The 14,658-nt window shown below is 69.7% G+C and carries 14 protein-coding genes; 2 read left to right on the top strand and 12 right to left on the bottom strand.

The window, feature by feature from the left end; all coding sequences use genetic code 11:
- The 10 genes from ACIBK6_RS23415 to ACIBK6_RS23370 all read right to left on the bottom strand — a co-directional run bounded on the left by ACIBK6_RS23415 (position 1) and on the right by ACIBK6_RS23370 (position 10,418).
- Entirely contained in the window at positions 1–519 is a 519-nt protein-coding gene (locus ACIBK6_RS23415) for a flavin reductase family protein (protein WP_399053248.1), read from the bottom strand.
- Complete coding sequence (locus ACIBK6_RS23410; RefSeq protein WP_399053247.1) at positions 516–2,108, bottom strand: tryptophan halogenase family protein; 1,593 nt, start codon at positions 2,106–2,108, stop codon at positions 516–518. The genes ACIBK6_RS23415 and ACIBK6_RS23410 overlap by 4 nt, the downstream gene beginning before the upstream one ends.
- Positions 2,109–2,190: 82 nt before the next feature.
- On the bottom strand, positions 2,191–3,597 hold the full coding sequence (locus ACIBK6_RS23405; protein ID WP_399053246.1) for an FAD-binding oxidoreductase: 1,407 nt from the start codon (positions 3,595–3,597) through the stop codon (positions 2,191–2,193).
- Positions 3,597–4,292: a hypothetical protein gene (locus ACIBK6_RS23400; RefSeq protein WP_399053245.1), complete on the bottom strand. Its 696-nt coding sequence runs from the start codon at positions 4,290–4,292 to the stop codon at positions 3,597–3,599. Before ACIBK6_RS23400 ends, ACIBK6_RS23405 begins: the two co-directional genes overlap by 1 nt.
- A gap of 64 nt (positions 4,293–4,356) precedes the next feature.
- Positions 4,357–5,109 (bottom strand): SDR family oxidoreductase, encoded by a 753-nt coding sequence (locus ACIBK6_RS23395; RefSeq protein WP_399053244.1) that lies wholly within the window; start codon positions 5,107–5,109, stop codon positions 4,357–4,359.
- Positions 5,106–5,777 (bottom strand): DUF6875 domain-containing protein, encoded by a 672-nt coding sequence (locus tag ACIBK6_RS23390; protein ID WP_399053243.1) that lies wholly within the window; start codon positions 5,775–5,777, stop codon positions 5,106–5,108. The genes ACIBK6_RS23395 and ACIBK6_RS23390 overlap by 4 nt, the downstream gene beginning before the upstream one ends.
- A 19-nt stretch (positions 5,778–5,796) precedes the next feature.
- A complete protein-coding gene (locus ACIBK6_RS23385) occupies positions 5,797–6,990 on the bottom strand; it encodes a cytochrome P450 (RefSeq protein WP_399053242.1) in 1,194 nt (397 codons plus the stop codon).
- A gap of 5 nt (positions 6,991–6,995) precedes the next feature.
- Positions 6,996–7,457, bottom strand: a complete 462-nt coding sequence (locus ACIBK6_RS23380; RefSeq protein ID WP_399053241.1) for a PPC domain-containing DNA-binding protein — start codon at positions 7,455–7,457, stop codon at positions 6,996–6,998.
- Positions 7,458–7,501: 44 nt separating this feature from the next.
- Positions 7,502–9,316, bottom strand: coding sequence for an asparagine synthase (glutamine-hydrolyzing) (gene asnB, locus ACIBK6_RS23375; protein WP_399053240.1), 1,815 nt, complete (start codon positions 9,314–9,316; stop codon positions 7,502–7,504).
- Between the two features lie 625 nt (positions 9,317–9,941).
- Complete coding sequence (locus ACIBK6_RS23370; protein WP_399053239.1) at positions 9,942–10,418, bottom strand: MarR family winged helix-turn-helix transcriptional regulator; 477 nt, start codon at positions 10,416–10,418, stop codon at positions 9,942–9,944.
- Positions 10,419–10,538: 120 nt separating this feature from the next.
- On the opposite strand from ACIBK6_RS23370, the gene ACIBK6_RS23365 reads away from it, so the two are divergent.
- Together ACIBK6_RS23365 and ACIBK6_RS23360 are read left to right on the top strand one after the other, a co-directional pair.
- On the top strand, positions 10,539–11,078 hold the full coding sequence (locus ACIBK6_RS23365; RefSeq protein WP_399053238.1) for a hypothetical protein: 540 nt from the start codon (positions 10,539–10,541) through the stop codon (positions 11,076–11,078).
- 53 nt (positions 11,079–11,131) lie between these two features.
- On the top strand, positions 11,132–12,574 hold the full coding sequence (locus ACIBK6_RS23360) for a hypothetical protein (RefSeq protein WP_399053237.1): 1,443 nt from the start codon (positions 11,132–11,134) through the stop codon (positions 12,572–12,574).
- A gap of 97 nt (positions 12,575–12,671) precedes the next feature.
- Here the strand turns inward: ACIBK6_RS23360 and ACIBK6_RS23355 are convergent, their stop codons facing one another.
- Both ACIBK6_RS23355 and ACIBK6_RS23350 read right to left on the bottom strand, forming a co-directional pair.
- Entirely contained in the window at positions 12,672–13,664 is a 993-nt protein-coding gene (locus ACIBK6_RS23355) for a carbohydrate kinase (protein ID WP_399053236.1), read from the bottom strand.
- On the bottom strand, positions 13,661–14,650 hold the full coding sequence (locus ACIBK6_RS23350; RefSeq protein WP_399053235.1) for a zinc-dependent alcohol dehydrogenase family protein: 990 nt from the start codon (positions 14,648–14,650) through the stop codon (positions 13,661–13,663). Before ACIBK6_RS23350 ends, ACIBK6_RS23355 begins: the two co-directional genes overlap by 4 nt.
- Positions 14,651–14,658: the final 8 nt, after the last annotated feature.

Here is a 14,658-nt window from a genome sequence, read left to right as displayed (position 1 = left end):
TCACTGGTGCGGCCATGCGGCGAAGCGGCGCAGGCCGTACAGGAGCGGCGTGCCGTCGCTCCGGCTGATGACGCCGACCTGGCCCAGGACGACGGTGTGGTCGCCGACGTCAAGGAGACCGGCGACGCGGCAGTCGGCCACGGCGATCGAATCGTCCGTGAGGTGGGGCAGGCCCGCGGGCGAGCGTCGCCAGTACACGCGCGCGAACCGGTCGGGATCGGGGCCGGCGAAGAGCTCGGCGGTGTGCTGCCCGTCGGCGTGCAGGAGGTTGACGGCGAAGCTGCCGCAGGTGTTCACCGCCGCCAGGGTGGCGCTGCCGCGGCGCAGGCAGACCAGGAGTGTGGGCGGTTCCAGGGTGACGCTGGTGAGCGAGGAGCACGTCATGCCGCGCGGTGCTCCCTCGGCGTCCACGCTGGTGACGACGGCGACGCCGGTGGGAAAGGAGCTCATCAGGTCGCGGAAGCGACGCTGGTTCGCCGCTGCGGTGATGTCCCGCCGCTGTGCGGTGGTGCCGCTCATGAGACACCGTGCAACTGGCGCAGCAGCTGGTGGGCGGAGGGCAGCGACTCCACCCAGTCGCGCTGCTTGTGTTTGATGTCGGCGAACAGCTGCTCCGCCCGCACGGAGGATTCGGGCTTGTGGGCCAGCGAGGGCAGCGGGTGGCGCGGGAGCATGCCGAGTCCGGCGAAGATGCAGTAGTAGCTGCCGTTGGTCCAGAAGTTGCGGAACTCGGCCTCGAAGTTCCCGTAGTAGGTGCCCTCGTCGCTGATCGGCAGGTTCACCGGCAGTCCGGCCCGGTAGGTCTCGACCTTGTCCTTGATGCCGTCGGCGAGTTTCAGCTCCTTGTTGGCTCGCCAGAACGGTGTGTCCGTGCGCGGCGAGAAGTAGTAGTGGGCCTGGAGGAAGTCCCTGGTGTCGTCGAACATCTCCTGGATCTCGCGGTTGAACCGGTCGACGAGCACCGGGTCGAAGGCGCGGTCGGGGAAGTGTTTGGCGAGCATGTGGATGGCCGCGTAGATGAAGTAGATGCCGCTGGACTCCAGGGGCTCGACGAAGCAGGACGCCAGGCCGACGCTGACGCAGTTGCGCACCCAGGCCCTGCGGTTGCGGCCGACGCGGAAGCGGATGTGGTTGAACGGGGTCCGCTCCGGGTCGAGGCCCCACAGCCGGGCGAAGTCGGCGGTGGCCTGGGCGCGGTCGGCGAAGCGGCTGGAGAACACGTAGCCGCTGCCGAACCGGCCGAGCATGGGGATCTTCCAGGTCCAGCCGGCGGGCATGGCGATGGAGGAGGTGTAGGGCTCGACGCCGTGCTTCTCGTCGTCGTGGGGTATGGCGGTGGCCACCGCGCTGTCGCACAGCAGGTGGTCGCTCATGTCCAGGAACGGCTCGCCCATGGCCTGGTTGATGAGCAGTCCGCGGAAGCCGGAACAGTCCACGAACAGATCGCCGTCCAGGCGCCTTCCCGACTTGGTGCACAACGCGGTGATGAACCCGCGCTCGTCGGTGAGGACTTCGGTCATCTCGTCCTCGACGTGTTCGACGGCCTGTTTGGTGACCGCGAAGGTGCGCAGGAACTTGGCGACGAGCTGGGCGTCGAAGTGCCAGGCGTAGGTGGTGGCGCGGCGCATGTCGAGCCAGCGGGGCGCCTTGTTGGCGTCCATGATCGCCGTGTCGGTGAAACAGGCCTGGTCGTACGGCTCGGTGGTCTCGCCGCGCAGCGCTTTGGCTGCCCAGTAGTGGGACAGCGGAATGTGGTCGCTGGAGGGCAGCAGGCCGAAGGGGTGGTGGAAGGTGTCCGGGTGCCCGTCGACGGTGCGTGGTCGGGGGCTGCCGTCGCCGGGGGTGCGCCAGTTGATGAACTTGACGGCCATTTTGTAGCTGGCATTGCACTCGCGCATCCACTCCTCCTCGGCGATCCCGAGGTAGTCGAAGAAGGCGCGCTGGAGGTTGGGGATGGTGGCTTCGCCGACACCGATGCGTGGGATGCCCGGTGCTTCGAGAACCGTGATCTCCACGGTGTTCTGCAGGGCCTTGCCGAGGTAGGCCGCGGTCATCCAGCCGGCGGTTCCGCCGCCGAGTATGACGACCTTCCTGATGCGGTTGTCCATGGTGCGGTGTCCTCACTCAAGGGATTCGGTGGGGTGTTGATGTGGGGCGCGGCCTGGCCGTGCGCCCGCCGCTCCAGTTCGATCAGGCCGTGAGCAGGCCGCGGGCGCGGAGGTCGGCGACGACCGCGTCGGGCAGTCCCGCGGCATCGGCCTGGGCCGGGGTGAGCGAGCCGGGGATGCTCTGCTCGAACGCGAAGAGTCCCCGGGGGTCGTAGTGGCGCTTGACCTCCACGAGCCGGGGAAGTTGGTCCCCGTAGTAGGCGTGCAGCCAATCGGTCAGGTCGCGGTCGGGGCTGTTGACATAGGCCCCGCCGGTCATGAAGGGGAGCATCTCCTCCCGGATCCCGGAGAGCCACTCCAGGTGCTCCCGGTCGGCGGCAGGGTCGCTCCAGTGGCCGAGGTACTCCACACACAGCGAGGCGCTCCGGTGCGCGAAGGCCGAGTGGCCGGGCGGGACGTCGGCCAGGACCGCGCCGCCCAGACCGTAGAACCCGGTCTTGACGCCGGGCGGGGCCTTGTCGTGCCGGCGCTCCAGGGTCCGCAGCGCCGCCGGGTCCAGCGGGTCGGCGGCGAGCGCGGGGGTGAACTTGGCGCGGACGGAGGGGACTTGTTCGGTCCAGGTGCCGATGCTGTCCCCGTACGGGAGGGTACGCAGGGACATCGTGCGGGGCGGGCAGGAGGTGGTCAACGGGCCGAGCAGAGTGGTGAGTTCATCGGCCGTGCCTTCGAACAGTCCGGTGGTCAGGGCCTTGTCGGCGGAGGAAGGGAACAGGTTGAAACGGGCGTTCACCCGCGGGTCCGCGTGCCGGATCCAGTGCTGCCAGGCATCCAGGGCGGCGATGCCGCGGTCCGCGTTCCACTCCAGGGAGAACAGCGTCACGTCGGCGATCGGGCTCAGGGCGAAGGTGTACGAGGTGACGATCCCGAAGTTCCCACCGCCCCCTCCGCGCGAGGCCCACAGCAGGTCCGCATGGTGGTGCTCGTCGACGTCGAGGACGTGGCCGTCCGCGTCGATGACCGTGAGCCCGACCAGGTGGTCGATGAGCAGACCGCGCGAGCGCACCAGCATGCCGATGCCGCCGCCGAGCACGTGGCCGCCGATGCGGATGTCGGGGCAGACGCCCGCGGGGATGGTGCCGCCGTGGGACCACAGCGCCGCGTATGCCTCGCCGAGCAGGACACCGGGGCCGAGGACGGCCCGGGTGCGGTCACTGTTGACGGCCAGGGAGGCCAGCCGCGACACGTCGATGACGAAGCCGTCGTCCAGACCACTGAAGCCTTCGCTGTTGTGACCGCCGGAGCGGATCCGGAAGGGGATGCCGTGGTCGCGGACATACACCAGGGCCGCTGCCGTCTCCTGTTCGCAGCTCGGGTAGACGATGGCCCGGGGCCGGTAGTCGAAGCGGTCGTTCCAGAGGCGGCGCGCCGTGTCGTAGCGCGCGTCGTCGGGCGTCACCACCGCGCCGATGATGTCCGGGTAGCGGGCCATCACGCGGAACCTTCGTGGCCGCGGGCGAAGAACCGGATCGGCATCTTCGTGGCCTTGACCGCTTCGTCCACGGGCGGGCGCCAGGCCGCGAAGGTGTGGGTGACACCGGTGCCCCGGCTTTCGAGATAGCAGATGACGTTCAGCGGCCAGCCCGCATTGCGGAAGAGGTATTCGTCCATGCGGCTGGGGTTCTCACTGAGGAGCTCCCTGCGCTCGTGCGGGGGCCCCACCCGGTGCCAGTCCGGATGCATATGGACCGAACCGAGCATCTCAAGCCCCTCTGCCTCGAACTTCCGCACCACTTGCAGGAGTTGACGCGAGTCGCACCAGAATCCCCGTTCGCCGTCGTCGTACTGCTTGCCGAAGCGGGGCACGATGTTCTGCCGGAACTCCTCCAGCGGTACGTCGTCGACCGCGCGGACATTGGCCGCGAAGGCGATCCGGCGCACCACGAGTGCGTCGTCCTCCAGGGTTCCGCCGAGCAGACCGAAGCTGTTGGGGCGGTGCAGGCGGGAGCCGCCGGCGGCCACCGAGGCGAGGCCCCGACGGTACTGGTCGACGGCGTCCTCGATGAATTCGGTGAAGACGTCGGCGTCCGCGACCACCGCTTCGACCGCCTCGAAGGGGCCCCCGGCCGGTTGTTCGCGGGTATCGGTGTGTGCTGTGTCTGCGTGCGCCGTACCGGTTTCGGGCATGGCGACGCTCCTCTCCGTATGCGGGTCTGTGCTTGCGGGTGTGTGAAGTGCGGCGGACCGGGGGTCAGACGATCCCGCCGTTCGCGCGGACGACCTGCCCGTTGATCCAGCCGCCGGACGGTCCGACGAGGAAGGCCACCACGTCGGCGATGTCCTCCGGGCGCCCGATCCGGCCGAGCGGGACCTGCCGGGCCAGCGCCTCGACGTCCTCGGCCGTTCTGCCGCGCAGGAAGAGTTCCGTGCCGGTCGGTCCGGGGGCGACGGCGTTGACGGTGATCCCGCTCCCGGCCAGTTCCTTGGCGAGCTGGCGGGTCAGCACCTCGACGGCGGTCTTGCTCGCGTTGTAGAGGGCCTGTCCCGGCACGCCCAGGGCGGCAGCCGAGCTGGAGAAGGTGATGACGCGTCCGCCGGGCCGCACGTCCCGGGCGGCGGCGCGCAGCAGGTGGCACGCACCCACGAGGTTGACGTCCACGACCCGGCGGATGCCCTCGTCGGCCATGTCGGCCAGGGGGCCGCGCACCCGGGCATGGGCGCCCGCGCAGCCGACGACCACATCCACGCCGCCGTACGCCTTCTCAGCGGCGGCGAACAGCGCGTCGACGGCCTCGGGTCGGCTGATGTCGCCGCGTACCGCCACGGCGCGGGCCGAAGTGCTCTTCTCGGTCTCGCGCACCAACTCCTCGGCGGCGCCGTCGTCGTGGACATACCCGAGGACGAGGTCGGCTCCGCTCTCCGCGAGACGCCGGGCCACCGCCGCGCCGATGCCGCGGGTGCCGCCAGCAATGATCACGGACTTGCGCGGGGGCAGGGTCGTCATCGTCCCGCCTCCCGGATCTCGCCGAGCGCGGCCCGGCCCCGCTCGGACCACCGTGAGTCCTCGGCGCCCGCGAAGCGCTGCTCGTAGGATTCGAGGAACGTGATGCGATCGGGCACGGGGTCGTCGGTGCGGTTAAGGAAGGGCAGATCGGAGTCGACCATGTGCCGGATGGCGAGCAGTGGGACCGGGCTGCGCAGCGGCCGGAAGCCGGGGTTGTGCAGGCCGCCCTGTTCGCTGCGCGGATGGAACTTGCCGATCATGAGGCCGGAGTCGACGAAACCGGCCTTGAGCCTGCGGTGGGTCCCGTCCACCACGACCGGCGCGTCCTCGGCGCTGACGTCGGGCAGGATCACCAGGATCGCCTTCTCCAAGGCGCCGGGACCCGATGTCGGTTCCGTCTCCAGGAAGATGGTCCGGTATGCCGCGATGGTGGTGTCGATGTCGGCCTGGGCGCGGTCGCGTGTGTGCACGACGGTGAAGCCGATCCGGTTCATCGCCAGGGCACGCGGCATGAAGGGACACACCGAGCCGGTGCGGCCGAGGTCGCTGTGTGGCCGGCACAGGAATTCCTCGCACCAGGCGGCGATGCGGCCGATGACGGGCAGGTCGCTGGTCAGGCGCGCCAGGTCGTCCGATTGGTAGAGCGGGTTCGGTGCTGCGGTGTTCATAGGGCCCCCGTCGTGAAGGTCACCAGGTGATGGGCAGGGCGGCCAGGGCATGGGTGACCATGCCGGGCTGCCATGGCACCTCGTGCGCGGGCACGGCCAGGCGCAGGCCCGGGACACCGCGCACGAGGGCGTCGAAGGCCTCCTGCAACTGGATGCGCGCGAGATGCGCGCCGATGCAGTAGTGCGGCCCCTTGCCGAAGGCCAGATGCCCCTTGGGCATCGGCCGGTGGATGTCGAACCGGTCCGGGTCGGTGAACTGCGCGTCGTCGCGGTGCGCCGAGGAGATCAGCGGCATCACGCCCTGCCCCGTGCGCACACAACCCGAGGGCAGTTCGACGTCCTCTACCGCCACGCGCAGGAAACCCACGTCGGCGGGGAAGTCGTGGCGCAGGATCTCCTCGACTGCCGCGGGGACGAGGGCAGGGTCGGCCACGAGATCCTCGTACTGGTCGCGGTGGCGCAGCAGCGTGAACGCCCCGCGGCCGATGGTGGTCATGGTGGTCTCGTGTCCGGCGAGCAGCAGGGAGCGGACGGTGTCGATGAGTTCCGCCTCGCTGAGCCGGTCGCCGCCGTCCCGTGCCTCGATCATGTCGTCGAGCAGGTCCGTGCCGGGCTCGCGGCGGTGGCGTGCGACGAGGTCGGCGACGTAGGCGTAGAACTCCTCGCGCTCACCGGAGCGTTCGGCCGCCCGCTCGGGTCCGATGGTCATGGCGGTCTCGGCCCAGCGACGGAACTGTGCGAGGTCGGCGTCGGCGACGCCGAGGATCTCCGCGATCACCCGGATCGGCAGCGGCTGCGCCAATGCCACCATCAGATCGCCGGGCGGGCCGGCCGCCACCATGGTGCCGACGAGCTCCCGCACGACGGTGCGGATGCGCGGGCGCCAGCGTTCACTGCTGCGCACGGAGAACGCACGGTTGAGGATCTGGCGCAGCCGGGTGTGGCGGGGCGGGTCGAGGTTGATCAGGGTGTCGCGGTCCTCGGACATGTCGGCGTCGGGCTGCAGCCGGGGCGAGCCGGCCCGGTTGAGGTCACGGCTGAAGCGGGGGTCGGCGAGCACGGCCTCGACATCGGCGTGGCGCACCGCGACGGCCACGACGTCGCCGCTGGGCAGCTCGGCCTCACCCAGCGGGTCGTGGGCCCGCCGCCACGCACAGCTGCGCGGTACGGCGCCCAGCGGCTCATCGGGGAACGGAAAGGCTTCGGGTGCCATGGCGCTCAGTCCTCGAAGGTCAGCAGAGGGACGTCCCACAGCTCGGGGTGCACCGGGCGGCGCATCTCGGGTGTGAGGACTTCGACGACGAGCATTTCGGTGAGGTACTGGACCTGCGCCGAAATCAGGTGGCTGGAGTACGCCAGGGCCGCCTGCTGCTTCAGGCCGACGGTGACGTGGACGTGCGGCACGATCGCGTCCTTGTCGGGGTCGTAGGAGAAGGTGCCGCAGCCCATGGCCTCGACCTTCTCCAGGTGGACAGGCAGGCGCACCGGCGCTTCGGGCGTCTCCACCCGCTGGCAGGTTCCCGCGATCTCGGTCTCGGTGAACGCGGCGAGAAACATCGGCACATAACCCTGGCGGACGTCGTTGTCCGCGCAGAAGCGGGCCAGGGTCGCCAGGAAGTCCTCACCATGGTCGAAGTTGACGCCGAATGTCCTGCCGGTCTTCAACTCGTGGGTACGCATGGGGTCACTCCCATCGGAGAGATGTTGGGAACGCACGGACGGCGTCACAGGTCGACGCGCACATCCTGGTACCGCAGCCAGGAGTTCAGGTCCAGGACCATTTCCAGGCTGATGCGGGTCAGAGTGGTCGAGGTCCCGTCGGGCGGTGTCGCGAGCAGGGCCTTGACGGCCTGCTGGTCGAGCAGCGGCAGTACCGGCGCGGTGCTGTCAGCCACGAGATCGGCGAGTGCGGCCCGCAGGGCGAGGCCGTAGGCGGGGTCCTGGGTGGCCGGGTAGGGGCTCTTGCGCCGGTCGAGCACCGACTGGGGCAGCACGTCGCGGACCGCGGCACGCAGCAGACTCTTCTCCCGCCCGTCGAACGTCTTCATCGACCAGGGGGTGTTGAAGAGGTACTCCACGAGACGGTGGTCGCAGAACGGCACCCGTACTTCCAGTCCGTGCGCCATGCTCAGGCGGTCCTTGCGGTCGAGCAGCATGGTCACGAACCGGGTCAGGTGCAGGTAGGAGACCTCCCTCATCCGCCGCTCCCCCGCGTCGGCTCCCGGCACGTGCGGTACCTCGGCCAGCGCCTCGTGGTACCGGTCGCTCTCGTAGGAGACGACGTCGAGTTGTCGGCGCAGCGCCGGGTCGAAGAGATCGTCGGGGCGCTGCCGCCCCATCATGACGACCAGCCAGGGAAACGTCGCCGCGTTCACCGCCTCGGGCAGGTGGAACCAGGCGTAGCCGCCGAACACCTCGTCGGCCGCCTCCCCGGACAGGGCGACGGTCGAGTGCTCCCGGATGGCTTGGAACAGCAGGTGGAGCGAGGTGTTCATGTCCCCGCTGAACTGCGGGTACTCCCAGGCGTGCACCACGTTGTCGCGCAGGGCCGGCTCGGCGAGTCCGGCGGTGCCCAGGACGATGTCGGTGTGGGTGGGGCGCAGATGCCGTACGACGTCCTGGACGTACGGCCCGTCGGCCGAACCGCGCATTCCGTCGTCCTCGAAGTGGTCCGCGTGGCCGTCGAAGTCGACGGCGAACGACCGGAGATCGCCGTGCCGGACCGCCAGCGCGGTGATGGCGCTGGAGTCGAGACCGCCCGACAGCAGACTGCACACCGGTACGTCCGCCACCAGCTGTCGCTCGACGATGTCCTCCAGCAACCCGCGTACCGTCGCGATGGTCGTGTCGAGGTCGTCGGTGTGATCCCGGGCCGCCAGGGTCCAGTAGCGCCGCTTCATCAGGCCGCGGCGCCCGAAGCGCACCAGTTGCCCGGGGCGGACCTCGTACAGGCCTTTGTACAGGGACCGTTCCGGGGTCTGGACGATGGTGAGGATCTCTCGCAGGCCGTCGGCGTCCACCGACCTCGGGGTCTCCGGGTGCGCCAGGACGGCCTTCGGCTCCGAGCCGAACACCAGCCCTCCGTCGGGGAGTTGGCAGTAGAAGAGCGGTTTGACGCCCATCCGGTCGCGTACCAGCAGGAGCTCCTCGGTACGCGTGTCCCAGAGCGCGAAGGCGTACATGCCGTTGAGCCGTTCGGCGACCCGGTCGCCCCACTCCAGATAGCCGCGCAGGACGACCTCGGTGTCGCTGCGCGTACGGAAGCGGTGGCCCTTCAGCTCCAACTGGGCTCGAACCTCACGGAAGTTGTATACCTCGCCGCTGTACGTCAACACGGCCCCCTCGGCCTCCATGGGCTGCCGGCCGCCTTCGATGTCGATCACGGCGAGGCGCCGGTGGCCCAGGCCGGCGTGGGGACCCAGCCATATGCCCCTGGCGTCGGGGCCGCGTGGAGTGAGGGTCTCGGTCATGGCGGACACGATGGTCCGCTCCTTGTCCAGATCTCGGTCGAAGTCGATCCAGCCTGTTATGCCGCACATACGGCTGTCCATTCGTCAGGTCCCGCGAAGCGCTCCGCCCGCTTCGGCGGAGTATTTCCTGTGCATTTCCTTTGCCTGAGGTGTCCAGGGTTGCGGAGTGCGATATTCCGACGAGGAGGCCCATCCGTGGGCATAGACAGATCCGCTCGGATGCCCTTGCATCCGACCCCCGTCGAACCGACTTCGACCCTATCAAGCAGCTCGCGAACGGAATCCGGAACGCGGACACTTCCGGCCCCCCGCTACGGGCACCGAAACAAACGAAATTCAAGCGCCCGACGGCGGGATTCGGGCATGCACAGCCGCCAGCAGGGCCGTAACCCTGCCTCGATCCCTCAAGAACCGGGCATGAGCCACGCAAAATCGGGCATCCGCCTGCGCACCGCGCATGCCTCGCACCGATTCGCGCTTGGCTCAAGAATTCCCCATGCGCGATGCCTTCCGGGATCAGAGAGAACATCGGGACTTCTGAATTTGTCACGCGCGACAATCGTGTACATCTTGTGCACACCGCTGTCGCTCGACGAATTTTCGATGACGCAAAGGGAAATGAAGCGAGAATATGGCCCATCTTTCACTGCCGACACCACGGCCGCGACCTGGCATGCCACCGCGTAGACCGCCGTCACCTCTTCCGAGCCGTCCGGGGGGTCGGGCCGGGGGCCGGGTCGGGGAATCGGCGGGGCGCTTGTTCGGCCACGAGGAGTTGGTGCAGGCGGGCGAGGGCGGCGGTGAGGGTGGCCCGCTCGTCGTCGTCCGCTGCGGCGAGGGCCTGGGTGAGGGTCTTGTCGGCACGGCCGACGCGGCGCTTGCTGCCTGCGGTGCGGACGTCGTCGGTGAGGTCGACCAGGGTCTTGCGGCCGTCGTGGGGGTCGGCCGAGGTGGTGGCCCAGCCGCGTTCGGCGAAGGACCGGACGCTGGTGGAGACGCGACTCTGGGCCAGGCCGGTGCGCTGGGCGATGTCCTTGATGGCGCTGCGTCCATTGAGGAAGAGGTCCTGCAGGACGAGGAACTCGCCGGGGGCCAGGCCGAGTTCATTGGCGCCCATGTCTTCGAGGGCGATCTCGGCGAGCCGGCGGCCGAGCTGGTACAGGTCACTCATCTCCATCCCTCCAAGATACATCTCCATCTATGCATCTCTCTCAATGCATCTTGACAGATGCATTCTACTCGATGCATCTTTGGAGATGTAGATGAGCGGTCACTCTTCCTGGAGGACACCATGAGCGTCAGCGACTACCTGCTCTACACCGGCCTGTTCGTCGCGATCCTCGCTACCCAGCTCGGCACCCGCCGCCCGGACGCCAAGCGGCTGCTGCTGCCGGTCGCGATCGTCGCGGGCGTCGGCTTCAAGTACCTGCGAGACATCCCCTCCGTGAGCACGGCCCGCCTGATCGAAGCGGCCGGGCTCACGGTGGGGCTGCTGTTCGGGCTGGCCTCGATCGCACTGATCACAGTCCGCAGGGACCCGACCGACTCCCGCCTGGTGACCGTGGCCGGCTGGCCGTACGCCGCGCTCTGGACCCTCGCCATGGTCCTGCGCCTCGGCTTCGCCTACGGCTCCACCCACTGGTTCACCCACGCCCTGGCGACGTTCTCGATCCGGCATCACGTCCCCGCGGCCACCTATGGCACCGCGTTCGTCCTCATGGTGCTCGCCATGATCACCGTGCGGACTGTGGGAGTTCTGGTCCGTGCCCGCGCCCAGCGTGCCACCGTGAACCTCGGTTCACTGCGCATCGCCCGCCGTCTCGCCCGCTGAATATCATCCCGGCCGAATCGTCATCCCGGCTCGGGCCGGGGAAGGAGCCCTCCATGCGTTCCGTGTTCGCTTCGCGAGCCGCTGCCGTCGCAGCCGTCGTTGCCCTTTCCATAGGGACGGCCTCGGCCGCCGCCTGCCCCGGAGGCGGGGTGCCGCTACCGCCGCACAACCCGTACGCGGGCCCGGACGGCACCGCGACCATGCACGCCGACACCGGCTCCTCGGACACCACCCGCCTGCCCGGCCCCGGCGCCGGCCCGCTCACCTCGCACCTGGCCGCACTCGGCGCCGCCTGCCCGACCGTGCTCGACGGCTCCGACGGCCACCCCGTCGCCCTGTGCACAACGCATGCCGGGCAGATCCCCACGGTGCACCTCCTGGACCCGGACACCGGTGACTCGATCGCCCAACTCCCGCTCACCAAAGGCTCGTTGCTCGGCGGGGTGTACGCGTATCTCGACAACCACGACCGCCTGGTGGTCATCGACGGCAACCGCACCCTGCTGCGCATCGCCCACCGCAAGCACGCGGACCGTACCTGGCAGCTGTACGTGGACCACTCGCTCTCCCTGGCAGGAGCGGTACCGGCGACGGACGCGGTGGTGGGCCTGTCCCCGGACTGGCACGGCCGGGTGTGGTTCGCCACCGCAGGCGGCGTGGTCGGCACCGCCGACGACCGCACCGCGACCGTGAAGACCCTCGCCCTGCCCGCCGGTGAGCACATCGCCAACAGCATCTCCACCGCCCCCGAGGGCACCCTCATCTCCACCACGCACGCGACGTATCTGCTCACCTCTACAGCCGACGGCACCCCGCACATCCGCTGGCGGCAGACCTACGACCGCGGCCCTGGCCGTAAGCCGGGGCAGCTGAGCTGGGGCACCGGCTCCACCCCGACCTTCTTCGGCCCGCACACCGGCACCGACTACGTCACCCTCGTCGACAACGCCGCCCCCACCGTGAACCTCCTCGTCTACCGCACCCGCGACGGCCAACAGGTGTGCAAGATCCCGGTGTTGAAAGCGGGCGGCAGCGGCAGCGAGAACTCCCCCATCGGCGCGGGCCGTTCGGTGTACGTGGCCAGTACGTACGGCTACCCCTACCCCGCGCTACCGCCGGACGCAGGTCCCAGCGTGCCGCCGTCGGCGCCCTTCACCGGCGGCATGAGCCGCGTCGACATCCGGCCCAACGGCAAGGGCTGCGACCTGAAGTGGGACACCACCGTCCGCTCCGCCGCCGTACCCCGCCTCTCCCTCGCCGACCACCGCATCCACACCGTGCTGCGCGAACCGGCCACCCCGGGCTCCACCACCCCTTCACCCCAAGACCGGTTCACCTACGCCCAGATCGACCCCGACTCCGGCAAGGTCACCCGCACCCTGCCCCTGGGAGCGGGCCCGGCCTACGACACCCTCCAGCAAGTCGGCACCATCGCACCCGGAGGCATCGTCTACGAAGGCACCATCACCGGCATCCTGCGCATCACACATAACTGACCAGCGCCCCGGCGCCCGTCGATGGTCCCCTCTCGGACCTTGTCCGGCCGCTATGAGGAGTTCATCGCGATGTACGAAACAAGCATTCCCGGTCTTCTCATGCGGCCCCGCCCCGCTCCAGCTCCGCGAGCGTCGGCGGGTCGGCGCCCTGGCGGGTGCACGTGAGCGCCGCCACCCGGGCGGCGAAGGAGAGCGCCGAGGCGAGGTGTTCCCCGAGGCGGGAGGTGAGCGTTGCGGCGTGCAGGGCGCGGCGAGCGCTCTCGGCGTCCGCCACTCCCCCGCCTCCCGAGGCCAGGAGCCCCGTACGCAGCAGGCCGCTGAGCAGTCCCGACATGAAGGCGTCACCGGCTCCCACCGTGTCGACGACTCGGTCGACCGGCCTCGACGGAAGACGGCACTCGCCCTTCCGCCAGCAGATCCACGCGCCTTCTTCTCCCAGCGTGACGACGACCAGCGACGGTCCCATGCACGCCCAACGGGCGGCCGCGCGGAAGGGGTCTCCATCCGGGTGAAGCCAGCGCAGGTCCTCCGCGCTGGCCTTGACCACGTCGCTCAGCATGACCATCCGCTCGACGCCGGGGCGTTCCCGCTCGGGGTCGGACAGGAGCGCGGGCCGCGGATTCGGGTCGTATGACACGGTCGCCGTGCCGCGGAGCTTCTCGACGGCGGCGACGACAAGGCTCGCTCCGGGGGCCAGGGAGGTCGAGAGGGAGCCCGTATGGAGGTGGGAGGGGAGACCCAGGAGCGCCGGATCGAGGGCTTGGGGAGCCGGGTCCCAACTGATGTCGAAGCCGTACGTCGCCGAGCCCTCGGCATCCAGCCGGGCGACCGCGCTGGACGTCGGGGCATCGGTCACGGAGCCCTCGGTCAACTCCACGCCTGCGCGGCGCAGATGCTCGCCGATCTCCGCTCCCGGCCCGTCCCGTCCGATACGGGTCGCGAGCCGCGCCCGGTGGCCGAGCCGGGCGAGCCCCAGGGCCACGTTGGCAGGACTGCCGCCCGGGCTGGTTCTTCGGGTGCCGGCGGGCGTCACGATGACGTCGGTGAGGGCTTCGCCGATCACCAGGAGCGGGGATGCGCCGACCGTCACGGCGCGACCAGGATCTTGCGGCCCTGCCCGGCCCCGAACCGCTGGAGCGCCGTCGCATAGTCCGTCAGGGGCAGCCGGTCACTGATGAAGACCTCGGGATCGAGCACGCCCGCCGCGAAGAGGCCGACCGCACGCTCGTAGCTGTGCAGCACGGCCATGGAGCCGGTGATGGTGATCTCCTGGTTGTAGATGCGGTACGGCTCGATCGTGGCCCGCGCCGCGTAGTCGGCGACGCCGAACTGGAGGTACGTCCCTCCCCTGGCCACCCTTCCTATGGCGTCCTGGATGGCCCGTTCGCTGCCGGTGGCGTCGATGACGACGTCCCAGCCGCGCGGCCGGTCGATCTCGTCGGCCGAGGCGACGGCGTGGGTGCAGCCCAACTCCCGTGCGGTGGCCAGCCGTTGCGGGTTGATGTCGAGCACGTCGACGGATACGGCGCCGGTGCGCTTGGCGAGTTCCAGCATCATCAGCCCCATCGTGCCGGACCCGTAGATCAGGACATGGGCAGCCATGGGGGTACGGAGCACGTCGTAGCCGCGCACCGCGCACGACAGGGGTTCGATGAGGGGCGCGTCCTCGCTCCGTATGTGGTCGGGCAGCCGTACGCAGTTCGCGGCGGGCGCGACGGCGTACTCGGCCGCCGCGCCGGAGGTGGTGACGCCGATCGCGGCGTACCGCTCGCACAGGTTGTTGCGCCCGAGGCGGCAGTAGTGGCACTCGTTGCAGTAGAGGGAGGGGTCGACCGCCACCCGGTCGCCGATGCGCAGCTCGTTCACCCGGGCGCCGGCCGCGACGACCTCCCCCGCGAATTCATGGCCGGGCACGATGGGCAGGCTGGGCGCGAACTCGCCCTGCAGGATGTGGAGATCGGTGCCGCACAGGCCGCACGCGGCTACCTGCACCACCACCTCTCCGGGGCCGGGCGCCGGATCGTCGACGGTCTCGATCGAGACGATTCCGGGGGCGCTGATGACGGCGGCTTTCACTTGGCTGC

The sequence above is a fragment of the Streptomyces sp. NPDC050485 genome (assembly GCF_044458185.1).
Lineage (GTDB): Bacteria > Actinomycetota > Actinomycetes > Streptomycetales > Streptomycetaceae > Streptomyces.
The sequence above is the reverse complement of the archived record's forward strand: the minus strand, read 5'-3'. Positions and strand labels throughout refer to the sequence as shown.

What these genes read in the sequence shown, in the direction of transcription:
- asnB (WP_399053240.1), bottom strand. Translation starts at nt 9,316, where the DNA reads ATGTGCGGCATAACAGGCTGGATCGACTTCGACCGAGATCTGGACAAG.
- ACIBK6_RS23410 (WP_399053247.1), bottom strand. Translation starts at nt 2,108, where the DNA reads ATGGACAACCGCATCAGGAAGGTCGTCATACTCGGCGGCGGAACCGCC.
- ACIBK6_RS23405 (WP_399053246.1), bottom strand. Translation starts at nt 3,597, where the DNA reads ATGGCCCGCTACCCGGACATCATCGGCGCGGTGGTGACGCCCGACGAC.
- ACIBK6_RS23415 (WP_399053248.1), bottom strand. Translation starts at nt 519, where the DNA reads ATGAGCGGCACCACCGCACAGCGGCGGGACATCACCGCAGCGGCGAAC.
- ACIBK6_RS23385 (WP_399053242.1), bottom strand. Translation starts at nt 6,990, where the DNA reads ATGGCACCCGAAGCCTTTCCGTTCCCCGATGAGCCGCTGGGCGCCGTA.
- ACIBK6_RS23395 (WP_399053244.1), bottom strand. Translation starts at nt 5,109, where the DNA reads ATGACGACCCTGCCCCCGCGCAAGTCCGTGATCATTGCTGGCGGCACC.
- ACIBK6_RS23400 (WP_399053245.1), bottom strand. Translation starts at nt 4,292, where the DNA reads ATGCCCGAAACCGGTACGGCGCACGCAGACACAGCACACACCGATACC.
- ACIBK6_RS23380 (WP_399053241.1), bottom strand. Translation starts at nt 7,457, where the DNA reads ATGCGTACCCACGAGTTGAAGACCGGCAGGACATTCGGCGTCAACTTC.
- ACIBK6_RS23390 (WP_399053243.1), bottom strand. Translation starts at nt 5,777, where the DNA reads ATGAACACCGCAGCACCGAACCCGCTCTACCAATCGGACGACCTGGCG.
- ACIBK6_RS23360 (WP_399053237.1), top strand. Translation starts at nt 11,132, where the DNA reads ATGCGTTCCGTGTTCGCTTCGCGAGCCGCTGCCGTCGCAGCCGTCGTT.
- ACIBK6_RS23370 (WP_399053239.1), bottom strand. Translation starts at nt 10,418, where the DNA reads ATGAGTGACCTGTACCAGCTCGGCCGCCGGCTCGCCGAGATCGCCCTC.
- ACIBK6_RS23365 (WP_399053238.1), top strand. Translation starts at nt 10,539, where the DNA reads ATGAGCGTCAGCGACTACCTGCTCTACACCGGCCTGTTCGTCGCGATC.